Origin of the sequence: Pseudomonas sp. OG7 (assembly GCF_014192825.1) — a bacterium.
Taxonomy (GTDB): domain Bacteria; phylum Pseudomonadota; class Gammaproteobacteria; order Pseudomonadales; family Pseudomonadaceae; genus Aquipseudomonas; species Aquipseudomonas monteilii.
On sequence record NZ_JACHYK010000001.1, the window covers coordinates 762,722 to 782,647 of the forward strand.

20 protein-coding genes are annotated in these 19,926 nt (G+C 63.2%); 15 read left to right on the top strand and 5 right to left on the bottom strand.

Going from position 1 to position 19,926, the window contains the following annotated elements; all coding sequences use genetic code 11:
- The first annotated feature begins 43 nt into the window (after positions 1 to 43).
- The 13 genes from FHW75_RS03520 to FHW75_RS03580 all read left to right on the top strand — a co-directional run bounded on the left by FHW75_RS03520 (position 44) and on the right by FHW75_RS03580 (position 12,415).
- Positions 44 to 1,315, top strand: coding sequence for a glutamate-5-semialdehyde dehydrogenase (locus FHW75_RS03520; RefSeq protein WP_025754326.1), 1,272 nt, complete (start codon positions 44 to 46; stop codon positions 1,313 to 1,315).
- Entirely contained in the window at positions 1,284 to 1,976 is a 693-nt protein-coding gene (nadD, locus tag FHW75_RS03525; protein WP_019098025.1) for a nicotinate-nucleotide adenylyltransferase, read from the top strand. The genes FHW75_RS03520 and nadD overlap by 32 nt, the downstream gene beginning before the upstream one ends.
- A 43-nt stretch (positions 1,977 to 2,019) precedes the next feature.
- Positions 2,020 to 2,439 carry a ribosome silencing factor gene (rsfS, locus tag FHW75_RS03530; protein WP_016712189.1) on the top strand — a complete coding sequence of 140 codons (420 nt, stop codon included), beginning with the start codon at positions 2,020 to 2,022 and terminating at the stop codon, positions 2,437 to 2,439.
- A 10-nt stretch (positions 2,440 to 2,449) separates the two neighbouring features.
- Positions 2,450 to 2,917 carry a 23S rRNA (pseudouridine(1915)-N(3))-methyltransferase RlmH gene (gene rlmH, locus FHW75_RS03535; protein ID WP_003249722.1) on the top strand — a complete coding sequence of 156 codons (468 nt, stop codon included), beginning with the start codon at positions 2,450 to 2,452 and terminating at the stop codon, positions 2,915 to 2,917.
- 16 nt (positions 2,918 to 2,933) lie between these two features.
- Positions 2,934 to 4,823, top strand: coding sequence for a penicillin-binding protein 2 (mrdA, locus tag FHW75_RS03540; protein WP_089229912.1), 1,890 nt, complete (start codon positions 2,934 to 2,936; stop codon positions 4,821 to 4,823).
- 38 nt (positions 4,824 to 4,861) lie between these two features.
- On the top strand, positions 4,862 to 5,965 hold the full coding sequence (rodA, locus tag FHW75_RS03545; RefSeq protein WP_042131952.1) for a rod shape-determining protein RodA: 1,104 nt from the start codon (positions 4,862 to 4,864) through the stop codon (positions 5,963 to 5,965).
- Positions 5,966 to 5,982: 17 nt separating this feature from the next.
- On the top strand, positions 5,983 to 6,993 hold the full coding sequence (gene mltB, locus FHW75_RS03550; RefSeq protein WP_025754323.1) for a lytic murein transglycosylase B: 1,011 nt from the start codon (positions 5,983 to 5,985) through the stop codon (positions 6,991 to 6,993).
- The gene (locus FHW75_RS03555; RefSeq protein WP_016712185.1) at positions 6,993 to 7,994 is read left to right on the top strand and encodes a septal ring lytic transglycosylase RlpA family protein; all 1,002 of its coding nucleotides are present in this window, start codon (positions 6,993 to 6,995) and stop codon (positions 7,992 to 7,994) included. The genes mltB and FHW75_RS03555 overlap by 1 nt, the downstream gene beginning before the upstream one ends.
- 220 nt (positions 7,995 to 8,214) lie before the next feature.
- The gene (locus FHW75_RS03560) at positions 8,215 to 9,375 is read left to right on the top strand and encodes a D-alanyl-D-alanine carboxypeptidase family protein (protein WP_016712184.1); all 1,161 of its coding nucleotides are present in this window, start codon (positions 8,215 to 8,217) and stop codon (positions 9,373 to 9,375) included.
- 73 nt (positions 9,376 to 9,448) lie between these two features.
- Positions 9,449 to 9,724 carry a DUF493 domain-containing protein gene (locus FHW75_RS03565; RefSeq protein WP_003249736.1) on the top strand — a complete coding sequence of 92 codons (276 nt, stop codon included), beginning with the start codon at positions 9,449 to 9,451 and terminating at the stop codon, positions 9,722 to 9,724.
- Entirely contained in the window at positions 9,724 to 10,371 is a 648-nt protein-coding gene (gene lipB, locus FHW75_RS03570) for a lipoyl(octanoyl) transferase LipB (protein ID WP_019098023.1), read from the top strand. The genes FHW75_RS03565 and lipB overlap by 1 nt, the downstream gene beginning before the upstream one ends.
- A gap of 2 nt (positions 10,372 to 10,373) precedes the next feature.
- Entirely contained in the window at positions 10,374 to 11,390 is a 1,017-nt protein-coding gene (gene lipA / locus FHW75_RS03575; protein ID WP_019098022.1) for a lipoyl synthase, read from the top strand.
- Between the two features lie 86 nt (positions 11,391 to 11,476).
- Positions 11,477 to 12,415, top strand: a complete 939-nt coding sequence (locus FHW75_RS03580; protein WP_025754322.1) for an LD-carboxypeptidase — start codon at positions 11,477 to 11,479, stop codon at positions 12,413 to 12,415.
- 36 nt (positions 12,416 to 12,451) lie between these two features.
- Here FHW75_RS03580 and FHW75_RS03585 read toward each other — a convergent pair whose 3' ends face one another.
- The 5 genes from FHW75_RS03585 to leuS all read right to left on the bottom strand — a co-directional run bounded on the left by FHW75_RS03585 (position 12,452) and on the right by leuS (position 18,477).
- On the bottom strand, positions 12,452 to 13,768 hold the full coding sequence (locus tag FHW75_RS03585) for a lytic murein transglycosylase (RefSeq protein WP_019098020.1): 1,317 nt from the start codon (positions 13,766 to 13,768) through the stop codon (positions 12,452 to 12,454).
- Between the two features lie 60 nt (positions 13,769 to 13,828).
- On the bottom strand, positions 13,829 to 13,993 hold the full coding sequence (gene arfA / locus FHW75_RS03590) for an alternative ribosome rescue factor ArfA (RefSeq protein ID WP_016712179.1): 165 nt from the start codon (positions 13,991 to 13,993) through the stop codon (positions 13,829 to 13,831).
- Positions 13,994 to 14,125: 132 nt separating this feature from the next.
- The gene (gene holA / locus FHW75_RS03595) at positions 14,126 to 15,163 is read right to left on the bottom strand and encodes a DNA polymerase III subunit delta (protein WP_183673134.1); all 1,038 of its coding nucleotides are present in this window, start codon (positions 15,161 to 15,163) and stop codon (positions 14,126 to 14,128) included.
- A gap of 40 nt (positions 15,164 to 15,203) precedes the next feature.
- Positions 15,204 to 15,809 (bottom strand): LPS assembly lipoprotein LptE, encoded by a 606-nt coding sequence (gene lptE, locus FHW75_RS03600; RefSeq protein WP_016712177.1) that lies wholly within the window; start codon positions 15,807 to 15,809, stop codon positions 15,204 to 15,206.
- A gap of 61 nt (positions 15,810 to 15,870) precedes the next feature.
- Entirely contained in the window at positions 15,871 to 18,477 is a 2,607-nt protein-coding gene (leuS, locus tag FHW75_RS03605) for a leucine--tRNA ligase (RefSeq protein ID WP_019098018.1), read from the bottom strand.
- A 229-nt stretch (positions 18,478 to 18,706) separates the two neighbouring features.
- Between leuS and FHW75_RS03610 the strand changes: the two genes are divergently transcribed.
- Positions 18,707 to 19,021: a hypothetical protein gene (locus tag FHW75_RS03610; RefSeq protein ID WP_019098017.1), complete on the top strand. Its 315-nt coding sequence runs from the start codon at positions 18,707 to 18,709 to the stop codon at positions 19,019 to 19,021.
- Positions 19,022 to 19,156: 135 nt separating this feature from the next.
- Complete coding sequence (locus FHW75_RS03615) at positions 19,157 to 19,918, top strand: YdcF family protein (protein WP_027610063.1); 762 nt, start codon at positions 19,157 to 19,159, stop codon at positions 19,916 to 19,918.
- Positions 19,919 to 19,926 lie beyond the last annotated feature (8 nt).

The window sequence follows — 19,926 nt, forward strand, 5'->3', positions numbered from 1 at the left end:
AGTTATAATCAGCCGATTTCCCCTTCGCCAAGACACCGAACCCATGACTGAGTCCGTTCTTGACTATATGACCCGCCTGGGTCGCGCTGCCCGTGAGGCTTCCCGGGTGATCGGCCGTGCCAGCACCGCGCAGAAGAACCGCGCCCTGCAAGCCTCCGCCGATGCGCTGGATGCTGCCCGTGCCGAGCTGACGGCCGCCAACGAGCTGGACCTGGCCGCCGGCCGCGCCAATGGCCTGGAGCCGGCGCTGCTCGACCGCCTGGCGCTGACCCCGGCACGCATCGACAGCATGATCACTGGCCTGCGCCAGGTGGCCAGCCTGCCGGACCCGGTCGGTGCGATTCGCGACATGAGCTACCGCCCATCGGGCATTCAGGTCGGCAAGATGCGCACACCGCTGGGGGTGATCGGGATCATCTACGAATCGCGCCCGAACGTGACCATCGATGCCGCCAGCCTGTGCCTGAAGTCGGGTAACGCGACCATCCTGCGCGGCGGCTCCGAAGCCATCCATTCCAATCGCGCCATCGCCACCTGCATTCAGCGTGGCCTTGCTGAAGCCGGCCTGCCGGCAGCCGTGGTTCAGGTGGTCGAGACCACTGACCGCGAAGCCGTGGGCGCGCTGATCAGCATGCCGCAGTTCGTCGACGTCATCGTGCCGCGCGGCGGCCGTGGCTTGATCGAACGCATCAGCCGCGATGCCCGGGTGCCGGTCATCAAGCACCTGGACGGTATCTGCCACGTCTACGTCAGCCAGCATGCCGACCTGGACAAGGCCTGGAACGTGGCCTTCAACGCCAAGACCTACCGCTATGGCATCTGTGGCGCCATGGAAACCTTGCTGGTCGACCAGCAGGTGGCCGAGCGCTTCCTGCCGGAAATGGCCCGCCGCTTCCAGGAGAAGGGCGTGGAGCTGCGTGGCTGCGAGCGTACCCGTGCGCTGATCGAGGCCAAGCCTGCCAGCGAAGACGACTGGCACACCGAGTACCTGGACGCGATCCTGTCGATCCGCATCGTGGACGGCCTGGACCAGGCCATCGAGCACATCAACCACTATGGCTCGCACCACACCGACTCGATCATCAGCGAACACCAGGGCGAAGCTCGCCAGTTCATGGCTGAAGTCGACTCGGCGTCGGTCATGCTCAACACCCCGACGTGCTTTGCTGACGGCTTCGAGTACGGCCTGGGTGCGGAAATCGGCATTTCCACCGACAAGCTGCATGCCCGTGGCCCGGTCGGCCTGGAAGGCCTGACCTGCGAGAAGTACGTGGTCATCGGCGATGGCCAGTTGCGCGGCCAGGGGTCGTGCTGAGTTGAGCAAGGCCCAGGCAGTCCGGCGCATCGGCATTCTAGGCGGCACCTTCGACCCCGTGCACATCGGCCACCTGCGCAGCGCGCTGGAAGTGGCCGAGTTCATGGGGCTGGATGAGTTGCGCCTGCTGCCCAACGCCCGGCCGCCGCACCGCGACACCCCGCAGGTGGCCGCCGAGGATCGCCTGGCGATGGTTCGTGAAGCGGTGCAAGGCGTTGCCTGCCTGAGCGTCGATGCCCGCGAGCTGGAACGTGACAAACCGTCGTACACCATCGAAACGCTGGAGTCGATCCGCGCCGAACTGGCCGACAACGACCAGCTGTTCCTGGTGCTGGGCTGGGATGCCTTCTGTGGCCTCCCTACCTGGCATCGCTGGGAAGAATTGCTGCAACACTGTCACATCCTGGTGCTGCAACGCCCGGATGCCGACGTAGAACCCCCTGACGAGCTGCGCAACCTGCTGGCTGCGCGCTCGGAGAGCGATCCTGCCGCCATGTCCGGCCCGGCGGGAAATATTTCGTTCGTCTGGCAGACGCCGCTTGCGGTGTCGGCTACACAGATCCGACAGCTGCTGGCCAGCGGCAAATCGGTGAGGTTCCTGGTGCCGGACGCCGTACTGGCCTACATCGAGGCGCACGAACTGTATCGTGCGCCCAACTGACGGTGCCTCTGGCGCCTCATCCAACGAGTTGAACGAGTTTTATATGACCAAGCAGAAAATTTACGGCGAAGAACTGGTCGCCCTGACCAAGGCAGCGCTGGAAGACGTCAAGGCCCAGGACATCCAGGTCATCGACGTGCGCGAAAAGCACAGCCTGACCGACTACATGATCATTGCCACCGGTACCTCCAACCGCCAGATCAACGCGATGCTGGAAAAGGTCCGCGAAGCCGTGAAGGCCAAGGGCGCCCAACCACTGGGTGAAGAAGGCAAGGGCGACAGCGACTGGGTGCTGCTGGACCTGAACGACGTCATCGTGCACATGATGACTGCCGCTGCCCGCCAGTTCTACGACCTGGAGCGCCTGTGGCAGGGTGCCGAGCAAAGCCGTGCTGCCGATGGCAAGCACCACAGCCCGGACCACGCTCACGAGTACTCCGACAAGCTCAAAGACCGCGAATAAGGGCAGCGCTGTGCGTTTGCGCCTGATCGCGGTCGGCTCGCGCATGCCGAAGTGGGTCGAGGAAGGCTGGCATGAATATGCCAAGCGCCTGCCTGCCGAGCTGTCGCTGGAGCTGGTGGAAATCCCGCTGAACACCCGTGGCAAGAATGCCGACGTCGCCCGCCTGATCCGTCAGGAGGGCGAAGCCATGCTGAGCAAGGTGCAGCCTGGGGAACGCATTGTCACCCTCGAGGTCCATGGCAAGCCCTGGAGTACCGAGCAGCTGGCGACCGAGCTGGACCGCTGGCGCCTGGATGCGCGCACGGTGAATTTGATGGTGGGGGGCCCGGAAGGCCTTGCGCCTGAGGTCTGTGCGCGCGCCGAGCAACGTTGGTCGCTGTCGCCGCTGACCCTGCCGCACCCGTTGGTAAGGATACTCATCGGCGAGCAGATCTACCGCGCCTGGACCGTGTTGTCCGGGCACCCTTACCACAAATGAGTCTGTAAGCAGTCCGATGTCGCAGCCGATCCGTCTCAAGGACCACGAGAAAGACGCCCGCCTGGTGCGCAACCGCGTCGTGGTTGGCGCGGTGGCGATCATGCTGCTTATTTGTGTGCTGATCGCGCGGCTGTATTACCTGCAGATCATCCAGTACGACTACCACTCGACGCTGTCGGAGAACAACCGGGTGCATGTGCAGCCGATTCCGCCGACTCGCGGGCTGATTTTCGACCGCAACGGGGTGATCGTTGCCGACAACCGGCCCAGCTTCAGCCTGTCGATGACCCGCGAACGTGCAGGTAACTGGCAAGAAGTGCTGGATACTATCGTCGAAGTGCTGGAGCTGACTGCCGACGACCGGGCGCTGTTCGAGAAGCGCATGCGTCAGGGCCGTAGGCCTTTCGAGCCCGTGCCGATCCTGTTCGAGCTGAATGAAGAGCAGATCGCCCGGGTGGCAGTAAACCAGTTCCGCCTGCCAGGTGTGGAAGTGGTTGCGCAGCTGGTGCGGCATTATCCGCAGGGGGCGCATTTCGCCCATTCGGTGGGTTATGTGGGGCGCATCAACGAGAAAGAGCTGAAAACCCTCGACCCGGTGAACTACAGCGGCACCCACCATATCGGCAAGACCGGCATCGAGCGCTTTTACGAAGACGCCTTGCACGGCCAGGTCGGCTACGAGGAAGTCGAGACCAACGCCCGTGGCCGTGTGCTGCGAGTGCTCAAGCGCACCGACCCGAAACCTGGCAAGGACATCGTGCTGAGCCTGGACATCAAGCTGCAGGAAGCCGCCGAAGCCGCGCTGGGCGGCCGACGTGGCGCAGTGGTGGCGCTCGACCCGCGTACTGGCGAGGTGCTGGCGATGGTCAGTCAGCCAAGTTTCGACCCCAACCTGTTCGTGACGGGCATCAGCTTCAAGGCCTATGCCGAACTGCGCGACTCGATAGACCGGCCGCTGTTCAACCGCGTGCTGCGTGGCCTGTACCCGCCGGGTTCGACCATCAAGCCGGCCGTGGCGATTGCCGGCCTGGACAGTGGCGTGGTCAACGCCAGCAGCCGGGTGTTCGACCCGGGCTACTACCAGTTGCCCAACTATGACCACAAATACCGTAACTGGAACCGCTCCGGCGATGGCTGGGTCGATCTGGACACCGCGATCATGCGTTCCAACGACACCTACTTCTATGACCTTGCGCACAAGATGGGCATCGATCGGTTGTCCAGCTACATGAACAAGTTCGGCATCGGCCAGCGGGTTTCCCTCGACATGTTCGAGGAGTCCGCCGGGTTGATGCCATCGCGTGAATGGAAGCGTGCCACGCGCCGCCAGGCCTGGTTCCCGGGTGAAACCCTGATTCTCGGCATCGGCCAAGGCTACATGCAGGCCACGCCACTGCAACTGGCCCAGGCCACCGCATTGATCGCCAACAAGGGCGTGTGGAACCGCCCGCACCTGGCCAAGACCATCGAAGGCCAGGCGCCGGTGGACGAAAACCCCATGGACAACATCGTGCTGCGTGACAAGTCCGACTGGGCCAAGGTCACCCACGGCATGGAGCAGGTGATGCACAACGCCCGTGGTACCGCACGCAAGGCGGCTGCTGGCGCCCAGTACCGCATTGCCGGCAAGAGCGGTACCGCCCAGGTGGTGGCGATCAAGCAGGGTGAGAAGTACGACCGCAACAAACTTCAGGAGCGCCACCGCGACCACGCCCTGTTCGTCGCCTTTGCCCCGGCCGATGACCCGAAGATCGTGGTCTCGGTGATGGTCGAGAACGGTGAGTCCGGCTCTGGTGTTGCTGCCCCCGTGGTACGCCAGATCATGGACGCCTGGCTGCTCGACGAAAACGGCCGGCTCAAGCCCGAGTTCGCGCCTGCCACCGTGACCCAGGAATCGGCCCTGTGATGAACAATTTCGATCGCATGCTCTCCAGCGAGGATGTGATGCGTCGGCGCGCCAGCTTTCTGCAGCGCATTCATGTCGACGGCCCCTTGCTGGTCATTCTGCTCACCCTTGCGGCCGGCAGCCTGTTCGTACTGTATTCGGCCAGTGGCAAGAACTGGGACTTGCTGCTCAAGCAGGCCACCTCGTTCGGCATCGGCCTGGTGTCGATGTTCGTCATCGCCCAGCTCGAGCCACGCTTCATGGCCCGTTGGGTGCCGCTGGCCTACCTGACCGGTGTGCTGTTGCTGGTGGTGGTGGACGTGATGGGCCACAACGCCATGGGGGCCACGCGCTGGATCAATATCCCCGGGGTGATCCGCTTCCAGCCCTCGGAATTCATGAAAATCATCATGCCGGCGACCATCGCCTGGTACCTGTCCAAACGCACCTTGCCACCGCATTTGAAGCACGTGGCCATCAGCCTTGTGCTGATTGGCGTGCCGTTCATATTGATCGTACGCCAGCCCGACCTGGGCACCGCGCTGCTCATCCTTGCCTCCGGTGCCTTCGTGCTGTTCATGGGCGGCCTGCGCTGGCGCTGGATCCTCAGCGTGCTGGCAGCGGCAGTGCCGGTGGCGGTGGCGATGTGGTTCTTCGTGATGCACGACTACCAGAAGCAGCGGGTACTGACCTTCCTCGACCCGGAGAGCGACCCGTTGGGCACGGGCTGGAACATCATCCAGTCCAAGGCCGCAATCGGTTCGGGCGGAGTGTTCGGCAAGGGCTGGCTGCTCGGTACCCAATCGCACCTGGACTTTTTGCCCGAAAGCCACACCGACTTCATCATCGCCGTACTGGGCGAGGAATTCGGCCTGGTCGGCATCTGCCTGTTGCTGATTGTCTATCTGTTGCTGATCGGCCGTGGCCTGATGATCACAGCCCAGGCGCAGACCCTGTTCGGCAAGCTGCTCGCGGGCAGCCTGACCATGACCTTTTTTGTATACGTGTTCGTCAATATCGGAATGGTCAGCGGCCTTCTCCCCGTGGTGGGCGTGCCGCTGCCGTTTATCAGCTATGGCGGAACATCGTTGGTGACGCTGCTGTCAGCGTTTGGCGTTCTGATGTCGATCCACACGCACCGCAAATGGATCGCACAGGTTTGAATAAGGTGAAGAATTTCATGCAAGCAGTGCGTAACTGGGCTGCCCGTTGTGCGCCGTGGATCGGCGCGGTGGGCCTGTTCGGCGCTGTACAGCTGGCCCACGCCGGTGATTACCAAGGCTCGCCGCAGGTGGCCCAGTTTGTCGGCGAAATGAGCCGCGACTATGGCTTTGCCCCTGAGCAGCTGATGGGCGTGTTCGCTGACGTGCAGCGAAAGCAGTCGATCCTCGACGCTATCTCGCGCCCGGCCGAACGGGTCAAGCCGTGGAAGGACTACCGGCCTATGTTCCTCACCGACGCGCGCATCGCCCGTGGTGTGGACTTCTGGCGCCAGCACGAGGCGGTATTGGCCCGTGCCGAGCAGGAATACGGCGTGCCGGCACAGTACATCGTCGCCATCATCGGTGTGGAAACGTTCTTCGGCCGCAACACCGGCAACTACCGGGTGATCGATGCCCTGTCGACCCTGGGCTTCGACTACCCGCCTCGGGCTGAATTCTTCCGCAAGGAACTGCGCGAATTCCTGTTGCTGGCCCGCGATGAACAGCTCGACCCGCTCACGCTCAAAGGCTCCTACGCCGGCGCCATGGGCCTGCCGCAGTTCATGCCGAGCAGCTTCCGCAACTTTGCGGTGGACTTCGACGGCGATGGCCACATCAACATCTGGAACAACCCGGACGATGCCATTGGCAGCGTCGCCAGCTACTTCAAGCGCCATGGCTGGGTGGCCGGTGGGGGCGTGGTCAGCCGCGCCTGGGTGGATGGCGCGCGCGCCGACGAAGGCCTGACCACAGGCATCGAGCCTGTGAAAACCGTCGGGGAGTTGCGCACGCTCGGCTGGTCGGTTCATGATTCGCTGCGCGATGATCTGCCGGTTACCGCTTTCCGCCTTGAGGGTGACAATGGCCCCGAGTACTGGGTGGGCCTGAAGAACTTCTACGCGATCACGCGTTACAACCGCAGCGTGATGTATGCCATGGCGGTGCATCAGCTTGCGGAACAGCTGGTTCAAGTACGGGGCGTCAAGTAATGCGCGCAATCATCTCTGCCAATTCTTTCAAGCTGCTCACCTGCCTCGCCGTTGGCGTGGTGCTGGCCAGTTGCTCCTCCAACCGCCCGGCCCAGCAAAGCAGTGGCAACGTCGTGCGCAGTCAGCCAGGCCTGGACATCAACCGGGCACACAAGGACGGCGCGCCGTGGTGGGACGTGGATGTGAACAAGATCCCCGATGCCACGCCGACCGTGCATACGGGCAACTACAAGGCCAACCCGTACACGGTGCTGGGCAAGACCTATTACCCGATGCAGGACTCGCGCAACTACCGCGCCGAGGGCACCGCGTCGTGGTATGGCACCAAGTTCCATGGGCAGAACACCGCCAACGGCGAGCTGTATGACCTGTACGGCATGAGCGCAGCGCACAAGACGCTGCCGCTGCCGGCCTATGTGCGGGTGACCAACCTGGCCAACGGTCGCAGCGTAATCCTGCGTGTGAACGACCGTGGCCCGTTCTATTCCGACCGTATTATCGACCTGTCCTATGCGGCTGCGAAAAAGCTGGGTTACGCCGAGATCGGCACCGCGCATGTGCGCGTCGAGGGTATCGACCCGCAGCAGTGGTGGGCCCAGCGTGGCCAGACGCCGCCGATGGTGCTCAAAGAACCGCAGGTAGCCCAGACCCAGGCGATCCCGGCCAACACCGGGCGTGTCGAGCAATGGACCCCGCCGCCGCAGCAGCACGCAGCGCCGGTGGTGCCGGTGCAGGTGGGGGGCAACAACGTGCCGGCGGGCAACGGCGGCAGCTTCCTGCAGGTAGGCGCCTTTGCCAACCCGGACGCAGCCGAGCTGCTGCGCTCCAAGCTCAGCACCATGGTCAATGCGCCGGTGTTCATCAGCTCGATCGTGCGTAACCAGCAGACCCTGCACCGCGTACGCCTGGGGCCGATTGGCAGCCAGGGCGAGATCCAGCAGGCACAAGACAGCATCCGCCTGGCGAACTTGGGGCAGGCCAAGCTGGTCACAGCAGACTGACCGTTTATATGGGGCGGCCATCAGCGTGGCCGCAACCAAACTGTCGGTTTTGTCATGAATTGCCGGGCGCGCCCATGTACAATGACGGCTTTTGCCCGCAGCGACATAAAGCCGCACGTTCGTGGGCCAGGCCGACGGCCAAAAAACTAGACTGACTGGCGCTGGGCACACGATCTTGCCCAGGGAACATCTCAGACCATTAGCGATTTTCGAGAGACGGATGAACATCACCAACCTTGCCAAACGACTTTGCCTGCCTGTACTGCTGATGATCACGCCTGCCGCCTTCGCGGCTGAGCAGATGACGCCGGCACCACCTCAATTGGCAGCCAAGTCCTACGTACTCATGGACGCGTCCAGCGGCAACGTGCTGGTCGAGAACAACGGTGACGAGCGCCTGCCGCCGGCCAGCCTGACCAAGCTGATGACCGCCTACATCGCCACCCTGGACATCCGCCGTGGCCAGATCGGTGAAAACGACCCGGTCACCGTCAGCGAAAACGCCTGGCGTACTGGCGGTTCGCGCATGTTCATCAAGGTGGGCAGCCAGGTGACCGTCAGCGACCTGCTGCACGGCATCATCATCCAGTCCGGCAACGACGCTTCGGTCGCCCTGGCCGAGCACATCGCCGGCAGCGAAGATGCCTTCGCCGACATGATGAACAAGACGGCTGCCGACCTGGGCATGACCAACAGCCACTTCATGAACCCGACCGGCCTGCCGCACCCGGACCACTATTCGTCTGCGCACGACATGGCCACCCTGGCCCGTGCGATCATCACCGTCGACCCGGCCCACTACGCCATCTATTCGCAGAAGGAATTCTTCTGGAACAACATCAAGCAGCCGAACCGCAACCTGCTGTTGTGGCGTGACAAGACCGTCGATGGCCTGAAAACCGGCCACACCGACGAAGCTGGCTACTGCATGGTGGCTTCGGCCGTTCGCGACGGCCAGCGCCTGATCGCCGTGGTGTTCGGTACCAACAGCGAGCAATCGCGTGCTGCCGAAACCCAGAAGCTGCTGACCTATGGCTTCCGCTTCTTCGAAACCCAGACCTTCTACCAGAAGGGCACCGAGCTGACCCAGGCTCCTGTCTGGAAGGGCGCCACCGGCCAGATCAAGGCTGGCCTGGCCGACGACCTGACCATGACTATGCCTAAAGGCCAATTGAAGCGCCTGCAGGCTTCGATGACCATGAACCCGCAGCTCACCGCACCCATCGCCAAAGGTGACGTGATCGGCAAAGTGGAAGTCAAACTGGACGAGAAAGTGGTTCACAGTGCCGACCTGATCGCCCTCGATGGCGTCGAGGAAGGTGGTTTCTTCCGCCGTATGTGGGATAGCATCCGTCTATTCTTCTACGGGTTGTTCAACTGATACGTGACCTGCATGCCCCCGCGTATCTCGCGGGGGCATTGTTGTTGCCACGGCTTACGAGGCCGTTTCCGCCATGAGCGAACCAGACGTCAAGTCGCATAAAATCGAATTCCCTTGCGACGATTATCCGATCAAGGTAATCGGCGATACCGTTGTCGGCTTCAAGGACACCGTGATCGAAATCCTCAGCAAGCACGCCAAAGTCGACCTCTCCACCCTGGCCGAGCGCCAGAGCAAGGAAGGCAAGTACACCACCGTGCAATTGCACATCGTTGCCGAAAGCGAGAACCAGCTGCACGATATCAACAGCGCCCTGCGCGCTACCGGCATCGTGAAAATGGTGCTTTGATGTCCGCCTGCCTCGGTTTTCGCGAGCTCGGCCTGCAGCCCTACGAACCGGTGCTGGAGGCCATGCGTCGCTTCACCGAGCAGCGCACCCCGGACAGCCAGGATGAAATCTGGCTGGTCGAGCATCCCGCGGTCTTCACCCAGGGCCAGGCTGGCAAGGCCGAGCACCTGCTGGTGCCGGGCGACATCCCGGTGGTGCAGACCGACCGCGGCGGCCAGGTGACCTACCATGGCCCCGGGCAGTTGGTGGCCTACCTACTGCTGGATGTGCGCCGGCTGGGCTTTGGCGTGCGCGAGCTGGTCAGCCGTATCGAGCAGACGCTGGTCGACCTGCTCGCCAGTTACGACGTGCAGGCTTCTGCCAAGCCCGACGCCCCGGGCGTCTATGTCGATGGAGCGAAAATCGCCTCCCTCGGCCTGCGAATTCGCAACGGCCGTTCGTTCCACGGCCTTGCCCTGAACGTGGACATGGACCTTGCGCCATTCCGCCGAATCAACCCCTGCGGCTATGCGGGGCTGGCGATGACCCAGCTGCGCGACCTGGCAGGTCCGATCGAACTCGACGAGGTCAGGACAAGGCTGCGCGGACAGCTGGTCAAGCACCTCGACTACGCTGAGCAGACGACCCTCACGGGCGGAATCGACTGAATATGACAACTGTGCAAGAAGCCGTGCCGAACCTGATACCCACCCAGGATGTCACCCCGCGCCCAGCGCCGAAGAAGGTGGAAGCTGGGGTAAAACTGCGTGGCGCCGATAAGGTGGCGCGCATCCCGGTGAAGATCATCCCCACCGAAGAGCTGCCGAAAAAGCCTGACTGGATTCGCGTGCGTATTCCGGTATCGCCCGAGGTAGACCGCATCAAGCAACTGCTGCGCAAGCACAAGCTGCACAGCGTGTGTGAAGAGGCTTCCTGCCCGAACCTGGGCGAGTGCTTCTCCGGTGGTACCGCCACCTTCATGATCATGGGTGACATCTGCACCCGTCGTTGCCCGTTCTGTGACGTGGGCCACGGCCGGCCGAAGCCGCTGGACCTGGACGAGCCGAAAAACCTGGCGGTCGCCATTGCCGACCTGCGCCTGAAGTACGTGGTGATCACCTCGGTGGACCGCGACGACCTGCGTGACGGTGGTGCCCAGCACTTTGCCGACTGCATCCGCGAGATCCGCGCGCTGTCGCCGGGCGTGCAGCTGGAAACCCTGGTGCCGGACTACCGTGGCCGTATGGACGTCGCGCTGGAAATCACCGCGCAAGAGCCGCCAGATGTGTTCAACCACAACCTCGAAACCGTACCGCGCCTGTACAAGGCCGCGCGCCCGGGCTCGGACTACGACTGGTCGCTGGACCTGCTGCAGAAGTTCAAGCAGATGGTCCCGCATGTACCTACCAAGTCGGGCCTGATGCTCGGCTTGGGCGAGACCGACGAGGAAGTGATCGAAGTGATGCACCGCATGCGCGAGCATGACATCGACATGCTCACCCTCGGCCAGTACCTGCAGCCGTCGCGCAGCCACCTGCCAGTGCAGCGTTTCGTGCACCCGGACACCTTCGCCTGGTTCGCCGAGGAAGGTTACAAGATGGGCTTCAAGAACGTCGCCTCCGGCCCGCTGGTGCGTTCTTCGTACCACGCTGACCAGCAGGCCCACGAAGCCAAGATCAAGCTCTGAGCCTGGTCCGAGGCACGCATGCCGATGCACGCCGAAGGGCGGCATCGGCATTTTTGTTTGTGTACCAAGCGCTGCAAGGAGCCGCAATGAACTGCGCCGAAACCTTACTACCGAGCCTGCCAGCCGCGTTGCCGGCTAACGCCTGCTTTGCCATTGTCGCCCCGGCAGGCGCGGCGCGGCTGGATACGCACAAGGTCAGCCAGTGGTTTGCCGACCGTGGCTACAGCTGCCGCCTTTACCCCGGTGTACACCAGGCCCAGGGCTACCTGGCAGGCTCGGACCAGCAGCGCTTGCAAGACTTGCACGATGCCTTTGCCGATCCGGCCATCGACGCCATCCTGTGCATGCGCGGTGGTTACGGCAGCATGCGCCTGCTCGACCGGCTCGACTTTGACCTGATTCGGCGCAACCCCAAGCCGTTGATCGGCTACAGCGACATTACCGCGCTGCACGCTGCGATCTATCGGCATAGCGGGCTGGTTACCTTCCATGGTGGGATGCTCAATGCCGACCTTCTGGGGGCGAAGTTGCCTCCAACTGAATCGTCGTTGCTGGCGCAGCTGGCTGGGCATGTGCGGGCAGGCGAGCAGATCGTGCACCCGACGGACTATGCCTTGAGCAGTGTATTGGCAGGTGTGGCCAGTGGTCCGCTGCTGGGCGGCAACCTGTCGATGCTGGGTGCGACCATGGGGACGCTGGCCGAGCTGGATACGCAGGGCTGCATTTTGTTTATCGAGGACGTCAACGAGCCGTTGTATCGGGTGGACCGGTTGCTGACCCAGTTGCGCCTGGCAGGCAAGCTGGAAGGGGTCAAGGGCGTGCTGGTGGGGGATTTTGCCGGGATTACCACGGCGGCGCTTGCACCGTTGTTGGTGGAAACCTTTGCGCCTCTGGGGATACCGGTGCTGGCGGGGTGGCGCAGTGGGCATTGTGACCCGAACGTGTGCTTGCCGCTGGGGGCTCGGGTGAGGCTGGACAGTGATCGGCAGGTATTGGTGCTGGAACAGGACCTGTTCAAGGCTTGAGATTGCCGGGGGGCGCAACGCCCCCCCCCGGCAATCTCACTGTTGGCGCAGGCTTTCCAGCAGCTTGTGGGTCGGATACCCATCCGCCGGCCACCCCAGCCCCTGCTGGGCATTGCGAATGGCCTTGCGGGTATTGGCGCCGATAATGCCATCAGCATTTCCGGCCTCATGCCCGTTGCTGTTCAGCAGGTTCTGCAATTCCATACGCTCGCTGCGGCTCAGCGGCAGGTCTTCCTTCGGCCAGCTGCCGGCAATGAAGCCCCAGCCGCTGAAGCGATCCCCCAGCAAGCTCACCGCCAGCGCGTAGGACGACGAGTTGTTGTACTTGAGGATGGCGCGGAAGTTGTCCAGGACCAGGAACGCCGGCCCACGCGCACCCGCCGGCAGCAGCAGGGCTGCAGACAACTGGTTGCTGTTGGCGGGCAGTTGCGTGCCTGCAGGCAGTTTCACGCCCATCGCCAGCCATTCGCTCACCGGTTTGCGCAGCGCGCCATCAGCTTGCCAGAAATCGAAACCAGTCGGCACCTGTACCTCGAAGCCCCACGGTTGGCCACGTTTCCAGCCCGAGCTCTGCAGGTAGTGCGCGGTCGAAGCCAGGGCATCCGGTTTGCTGTTCCAGATATCGCGGCGGCCATCGCCGTCGAAGTCCACGGCATGGGTGTTGTAGGTGGTCGGGATGAACTGGGTCTGGCCCATGGCGCCGGCCCACGAGCCGCGCATGGCTTCAGGCTCGATATCACCATGCTGGATGATTTGCAGCGCAGCGATCAGCTGGTCTTGGGCGAACTGTGGGCGGCGGCCTTCGTAGGCCAGGGTGGCCAGTGAGCGGATCACCGACTTGTTGCCCTGGAACTGACCGAAGTTGCTTTCCATGCCCCACACCGCGACCAGCACCTGGCGGTCCACGCCATAGCGTTGTTCGATACGTGTCAGCAGCTCGGCATTCTGCTCCAGCAGCTTCTTGCCGTTGCGCACGCGCAGGGGCGACAGGGCGCCTTCGAGGTATTCCCATACCGGGCGTGTGAACTCCGGCTGGCTACGGTCGGCCTTGATCACGTCCATGTCAGGGGTGACGCCGAGGAACGCGCGGTCGAAGGTGCTGGGTGAAATCCCGGCTTGCAGGGCCTGTTGGCGGAAGCCGGCCTGCCACTGGGCGAAGGTTTGCAGAGGCTGGATTTCAGTGCTGACGTCAGGCGTCGCGCCGGGCACGGTTACCACGGGAGCGGGTTGCGCAGGGGCCAGCGGCAGTGCGTCGGCGGCGGTGGGTTTTTCCGCGCAGGCCACAAGCAGGATGAAGCTGGAGGCCGCGATCAGCTGGCGGGTTTCCCAACGGGGGAGAAGACGGAAGAGCATGCACAGATCCAGAATTGCAGGTCAGGTGACGACCATACCATGCCTGCGCTTGCGATGCTTTCATGCAGCCAAAAAGTAGGAAGCCTCCCAATCTCTCGATTGGAAGGCTTCGCGGCGGTAGCTGCCTTTGCCCTTGGCCGGTTGTTCCTGGCGGCAGCGGAACAGCGGTTGGGCGATGATGGACTTGGCCTTGTTGGGGCCGTGCTTTTTCGGCTTTTTGCTCATGGCGGGGTTCCCGGGTTGGGTGGTTTTCGGGGCGCACTTTAGGGCTTGGTGCGGGTAGGGGCCAATTGATAATGTTTATGGTCGATCACAGTCTTGTGGGAGCGGGCATGCCTGCTCCCACCGCGACCCCAGTTATTCTGGAGGTAGCGCCAGGCGCTGACCAGCCATCAACAGGGAAAGCCGAGACAGCCCCGTCCAGGGCGACCCCTCGGCCTGCCCCTTGATCTGCGCGTCGATACGCTGGGCATCCTGCAACAACTGAGCCCAGCGTTGCGCCGACAAGCGCTGCAGGGCTTTGCTGACCAGCGGTCGGCGTTTGTCCCAGATCGGCGGGCGGGCCTGGCTGAAGGCCTTGTCCAGCGGTACACCCTGGCTGAACTGTTGGGCTAGCCCAGCCAGCTGGCGCAGCTCACGGGCCAAAGCCCAGAGGATGACCGGCGGTTCTACCCCCTCGCCACGCAACCCCTCAAGCATACGCAGGGCATGTGCAGCTTCGCCATTGAGAATGGCGTCCACCAGGCCGAAGACATCGAAGCGGGCGCTATCAGCAACAGCGGCCTGCACGGTTTCCACGGTGATCTGGTTGCCATCGGCCAGCAGCTTGAGCTTTTCGATTTCCTGCGCGGCTGCCAGCAAGTTGCCTTCCACGCGCGCGGCAATCAGCTCGACAGCGTCACGCTGTGCCGACAGGCCGGCCTGTTGCAGGCGCTGGTTGATCCACTGCGGCAACTGATGCACATCCACCGGCCAGATCTGGATGAACTGGCAATGCGCGCCTTCGATCAACGCCTTGCCCCACTTGGTCTTTTGCGCACTAACGTCGAGCTTGGGCAGGCTGACCAGCAGCAGGGTATCTTCGGCGGGGTTGGCGCAGTATTCCATCAGCGCCGCGGCGCCTTTGTCACCAGGTTTGCCCGAAGGCAGGCGCAGTTCCAGCAGGCGGCGTTGTGCGAACAGGGACAGGCTCGCTCCAGCCTGGAGCAGGGTGCCCCAGTCGAAGTTTGCGTCGGCACTGAACACCTGGCGCTCGTCGAAACCTTGTTGACGCGCGGCATTACGAATGGCGTCTGCGGCTTCCTGGCATAGCAACGGGTCGTCACCGCTGACCACGTAGACCGGTGCCAAGGTACCTTGCAGGTGCTTGTTGAGTTGGGCGGGGGCGAGTTTCATGGGAAACAGGGGGGGGCACCCGAAGGTGCCCCACACGGGCTTAGTTGCCCGGTACTTCCAGCGGCGACTGCTGAGGCGTTTCGGCCTGCTGACGGCGGGCAGCTTCCAGCGCGGCGGCTTCGGCCTGGGCGCGTTCGTCGGCTTTGCGCTGCAGCTCGTCCAGTTGGGACGGGCTCAGCATCTGTAGGCGAACGACCATGGCGTTGACCAGATCGCGGCGCATTTCTTCACGGGCGCGGTTGGCTTCCTGCTCGGAACCGGTGATGTTCGAGCCGTCGCGCAGGTAGATTTTGCGCACTTCCAGCTTGTCGCTCATCAGCTCCAGGTTGTTCAGGCCCTGAATGCTGTAGTTCAACACCGTGGTCAGCTCGTACTCGGCGGTGCGGTTACCACTGTTGTAGGTGGCCGCGCGCTCGCGCTCCTGTTCGTTGGTCAGTACCAGGCGATACGGTGCGCCAGCATGTACGTTGACGCCGCTACGCTCCAGTACTTCACGCAGCTGGACCACGGTCGGGCCATAGGCGTTGCGCGCGCTAACGTCCATTTCCTTCACGCTCAGCTCGGTAGAGCCGGTGCCGCGCAGCTGGAAACCGCAGGCGCTGAGCATGACCGCCAGGCCGATTACCAGCAAATTGCGTTTGATCATGTTGTTGCTCCCTTGTGGGCCTTTTACGCCCGCCCGCAGTGACTGCGAGCGGGCGCTGCCATCAGTTGGCGACGATGTTGACCAGCTTGCCCGGTACCACGATAACCTTGCGGATGGTCAGGCCATCGATGAAGCGCAAGACGTTCTCGTTGCTGCGGGCAGCGGCTTCGACTTCTTCGCGGCTGGCAGCAGCCGGCATTTCGACCTGGCCACGCAGCTTGCCGTTGACCTGCACCACCAGGGTGATGGTGTCCTGCACCAGGGCTGCTTCGTCGACAGCTGGCCAGCCAGCGTCGATCACGGCCTGCTGGTGGCCCAGTTGCTGCCACAGCTCGTGGGAAATGTGCGGGGTGATCGGTGCCAGCAACAGGGTGACGGCTTCAAGGCCTTCCTGCAGCAGGGCGCGGTCCTGTTCGCTGGCCTGCGGGGCCTTTTCCAGCACGTTCATCACGGTCATCACCTGGGCGATGGCGGTGTTGAACTTGTGGAACTGGCCCACGTCGTTGCTGGCCTGCTTGATGGCTGCGTGGATGGCGCGGCGGATGACCTTCTGCGCGTCGTCCAGTGCGGTGACATCCAGCTTGCCCGGCAGGCCCTGGCTGACGTGAGCCTGAGCCAGGCGCCAGACGCGGCGCAGGAAGCGGCTGGCACCTTCGACGCCGGAGTCGGACCATTCCAGGCTCATGTCGGGCGGCGAGGCGAACATCATGAACAGGCGGCAGGTGTCGGCACCGTAGGCTTCGATCATCGACTGCGGGTCGACGCCGTTGTTCTTCGATTTCGACATTTTCTCGGTGCCGCCGATTTCCACCGGCAGGCCGTCGGTCTTCAGGCGAGCACCAATGATCTTGGCCTTGGCATCGCGCTCGATCTCGACATCGGCCGGGTTGAACCAGTCCTTGCCGCCGTTGCTGGCCACGCGGTAGTAGGTTTCGGCCACGACCATGCCCTGGGTCAGCAGGTTCTTGAACGGCTCGTTCGAAGTAACCAGGCCTTCGTCACGCATCAGCTTGTGGAAGAAGCGCGCGTACAGCAGGTGCAGGATCGCGTGCTCGATACCGCCGATGTACTGGTCGACAGGCAGCCAGTGGTTGGCGGCTTTCGGGTCTACCAGGCCCTTGTCGTAGTTCGGCGAAGCGTAGCGGGCGAAGTACCAGGACGACTCGACGAAGGTGTCCATGGTGTCGGTTTCGCGCTTGGCCGCAGTGCCGCATTTCGGGCAGGTGCACTCATAAAATTCCGGCATGCGCGCCAGCGGCGAGCCGGCGCCATCCGGCACCACGTTCTCGGGCAGGGTGACCGGCAGCTGGTCTTCCGGCACCGGCACGTCGCCACAGGACGGGCAGTGGATGATCGGGATCGGGCAGCCCCAGTAGCGCTGGCGGCTGATACCCCAGTCACGCAGGCGGAACTGGGTACGCGACTTGCCCAGTTCCTTGCGGATCAGGGCGGCTTCGATGGCATCGAAGGCGCCGGCGAAGTCCAGGCCGTCGAACTCGGCGGAGTTGATCAGCTGGCCGTGCTCGCCATAGGCGGCCTGCCACTCGCTGCCCACTTCATCGCCCGCGCTGGTGCGCACCACGGCCTTGACCGGCAGGTTGTACTTGTGGGCGAACTCGAAGTCGCGCTCGTCGTGGGCCGGCACGGCCATCACGGCGCCATCGCCATAGTGCATCAGCACGTAGTTGGCGACCCATACCGGCAGCTTCTCGCCGGTCAGCGGGTGCTCTACCAGCAGGGAAGTGGCCATGCCTTTCTTCTCCTGGGTGGCCATGTCGGCCTCGGCAACGCTGCCGCTCTTGCACTCGTCGATGAACGCCTGCAGCGCCGGGTTGCCCTGGGCCGCCTGGGTGGCCAGCGGGTGCTCGGCGGCGACGGCGACGTAGGTGGCGCCCATCAGCGTGTCGGGACGGGTGGTGAAGACTTTCAGGGTGCCTTCGTGGCCGATGGTGGCCTGGTCGTACGGGAACTGTACTTCCATGCCGCGCGACTTGCCGATCCAGTTGCGCTGCATGGTCTTGACCTGCTCAGGCCAGCCCGGCAGCTCGTCGAGGCTTTCCAGCAGCTCGTCGGCGTAGTCGGTGATGCGGAAGTAGTACATCGGGATTTCGCGCTTTTCGATCAGCGCGCCCGAACGCCAGCCACGGCCGTCGATGACCTGTTCGTTGGCCAGTACGGTCTGGTCTGCCGGGTCCCAGTTCACGGTACCGTTCTTGCGGTAGATGATGCCTTTCTCGAACAGGCGGGTGAACAGCCACTGCTCCCAACGGTAGTAGTCGGGTTTGCAGGTGGTGACTTCACGTGCCCAGTCGATGGCCAGACCCAGGCTCTTGAGCTGGGTCTTCATGTAGTCGATGTTTTCGTATGTCCACTTGGCCGGGGCGACGTTGTTTTTCATCGCCGCGTTTTCCGCGGGCATGCCGAATGCGTCCCAGCCCATCGGCTGGAGGACGTTCTTGCCCAGCATACGCTGGTAACGGGCAATCACGTCGCCGATGGTGTAGTTGCGAACGTGGCCCATGTGTAGCTTGCCGCTCGGGTACGGGAACATCGAAAGGCAATAGTAGGTGTCTTTGCCTGGCTGTTCGGTAACAGCGAACGATTGTTGCTCGTCCCAGAACTTCTGGGCGGCGGCTTCGATATCACGGGGCGTGTATTGTTCGTGCATGGCTACTTTTGGCTGAGAGAGAAGAGACCTTGTTCCAGGCAGCGGAACCTCGCTGCGTCCGGCACTCCGGTGTCGTTTAGAGTGAACGCCGTAGCATACAGCAGCGCTGCGCATCGTGGGAAACCTTCGTTGCGAATGGCCGCTGGTCGCAGCACCCGGCTGCTTTTCATGGCGCCGCTAAGCTCAGGTGTGGGGGGAGATATTCTTTATCTTCAATTGAGGTGAACGGATGGGAGAGACGCAGCTACCCGCAATGAAACCGGAGCTTTACGAGCGCCTGATCGACCGGCTTGGCCTGGCACTGGAAGTGGCAAGGACCTCGGTACGATTGCGCGACGAGATGCCAGCCGAGCTGGAGTTGCGTGGCCTGAGCCACGCAGAGTTCGAAGTGATCAAGGCTTACCTGGAATCCCTCCCGGAGCGCCACAATGCCTCTGTCGGCAGTTACCCGCAAGCGGAGCCGACATCGGCCAAGATCATCTGGCTCAAGGACAAGAAACGCCCCGCCAATACGGCGAGATCCAGGACGCTGCCACATCGCTAGCCGTTCAGGACGCCAGGCGCGGGCGATCGCGCGCCGGTTCTTCACTATCACACAACTCACGATCGGCGCCGGCCGCACCCTTGTTGACCGGCGCCGATCCTTCTAGGCTGCACGCCTGCCAAGGAGGTGTGGCCGATGCCGATCCGATTCTTCATCAAACAATGGCTGATGCCGCCGGGCATCCTGTTTCTGCTGCTGCTTGCGGCGTGGTGGTTGCGTGCCCGACGGCCACGGTTGGCGGCGTTTTGCTTTGCCGTGGGGCTTGGTGGCCTGTGGCTCATGAGTTTGCCGCTGGTGGTGCAGGAAATCGCCCATAGGCTGGAAAGCGAGCCTCCCTTGGCCGTAAACGACTGGACCGCGCTTGCGCGGCGGGCGGATGCCATTGTGGTGCTGGGCGCAGGGCGTGAGCGCGGCGACCCGGCCTGGGGCGGTAGCGACCAGCCCACGGCCACGGCTTTGGAGCGCCTGCGTTTTGCTGCGCAGTTGGCCAAGGCGTCAGGCCTTCCGGTGCTGACCAGTGGTGGGTTGCACTATGGCACGCCGCCGAGCGAAGCGCGGTTGATGGCGGATCGCCTTCACGAAGACTTTGCTGTTGAGGTGAAGTGGCGTGAAGAGGCCAGCCGCACGACCTGGGAAAATGCCCAGTTCACGGCCAAGGTGCTGCAGCCGTTGGGGATTCGTCGTGTGGTGGTGGTGACCCAGGCCTGGCACATGCAGCGCTCGCGCTGGAGCTTTGAGCAAGCGGGGTTCGAGGTGGTGCCGGCGCCGGTGGGGTTCCTGGGGCAGGATCATGCGCGGCCGTTTGGCGGGTTGCTGCCGGAGAGCCGGGCGATGTGGCAGAGCGGGCAGTTGTTCAATGAGGCGGTGGGGTTGGTGGGGTATCGGGTTTTCTATTGAGCCTTGCA

Excerpts from the sequence above, each read along its gene's own strand:
- FHW75_RS03520 (WP_025754326.1), top strand. The coding sequence starts at position 44 with ATGACTGAGTCCGTTCTTGACTATATGACCCGCCTGGGTCGCGCTGCC.
- nadD (WP_019098025.1), top strand. The coding sequence starts at position 1,284 with ATGGCCAGTTGCGCGGCCAGGGGTCGTGCTGAGTTGAGCAAGGCCCAG.
- rsfS (WP_016712189.1), top strand. The coding sequence starts at position 2,020 with ATGACCAAGCAGAAAATTTACGGCGAAGAACTGGTCGCCCTGACCAAG.
- mrdA (WP_089229912.1), top strand. The coding sequence starts at position 2,934 with ATGTCGCAGCCGATCCGTCTCAAGGACCACGAGAAAGACGCCCGCCTG.
- rodA (WP_042131952.1), top strand. The coding sequence starts at position 4,862 with ATGCGTCGGCGCGCCAGCTTTCTGCAGCGCATTCATGTCGACGGCCCC.
- mltB (WP_025754323.1), top strand. The coding sequence starts at position 5,983 with ATGCAAGCAGTGCGTAACTGGGCTGCCCGTTGTGCGCCGTGGATCGGC.
- FHW75_RS03555 (WP_016712185.1), top strand. The coding sequence starts at position 6,993 with ATGCGCGCAATCATCTCTGCCAATTCTTTCAAGCTGCTCACCTGCCTC.
- FHW75_RS03560 (WP_016712184.1), top strand. The coding sequence starts at position 8,215 with ATGAACATCACCAACCTTGCCAAACGACTTTGCCTGCCTGTACTGCTG.
- FHW75_RS03565 (WP_003249736.1), top strand. The coding sequence starts at position 9,449 with ATGAGCGAACCAGACGTCAAGTCGCATAAAATCGAATTCCCTTGCGAC.
- lipB (WP_019098023.1), top strand. The coding sequence starts at position 9,724 with ATGTCCGCCTGCCTCGGTTTTCGCGAGCTCGGCCTGCAGCCCTACGAA.
- lipA (WP_019098022.1), top strand. The coding sequence starts at position 10,374 with ATGACAACTGTGCAAGAAGCCGTGCCGAACCTGATACCCACCCAGGAT.
- FHW75_RS03580 (WP_025754322.1), top strand. The coding sequence starts at position 11,477 with ATGAACTGCGCCGAAACCTTACTACCGAGCCTGCCAGCCGCGTTGCCG.
- FHW75_RS03585 (WP_019098020.1), bottom strand. The coding sequence starts at position 13,768 with ATGCTCTTCCGTCTTCTCCCCCGTTGGGAAACCCGCCAGCTGATCGCG.
- arfA (WP_016712179.1), bottom strand. The coding sequence starts at position 13,993 with ATGAGCAAAAAGCCGAAAAAGCACGGCCCCAACAAGGCCAAGTCCATC.
- holA (WP_183673134.1), bottom strand. The coding sequence starts at position 15,163 with ATGAAACTCGCCCCCGCCCAACTCAACAAGCACCTGCAAGGTACCTTG.
- lptE (WP_016712177.1), bottom strand. The coding sequence starts at position 15,809 with ATGATCAAACGCAATTTGCTGGTAATCGGCCTGGCGGTCATGCTCAGC.
- leuS (WP_019098018.1), bottom strand. The coding sequence starts at position 18,477 with ATGCACGAACAATACACGCCCCGTGATATCGAAGCCGCCGCCCAGAAG.
- FHW75_RS03610 (WP_019098017.1), top strand. The coding sequence starts at position 18,707 with ATGGGAGAGACGCAGCTACCCGCAATGAAACCGGAGCTTTACGAGCGC.
- FHW75_RS03615 (WP_027610063.1), top strand. The coding sequence starts at position 19,157 with ATGCCGATCCGATTCTTCATCAAACAATGGCTGATGCCGCCGGGCATC.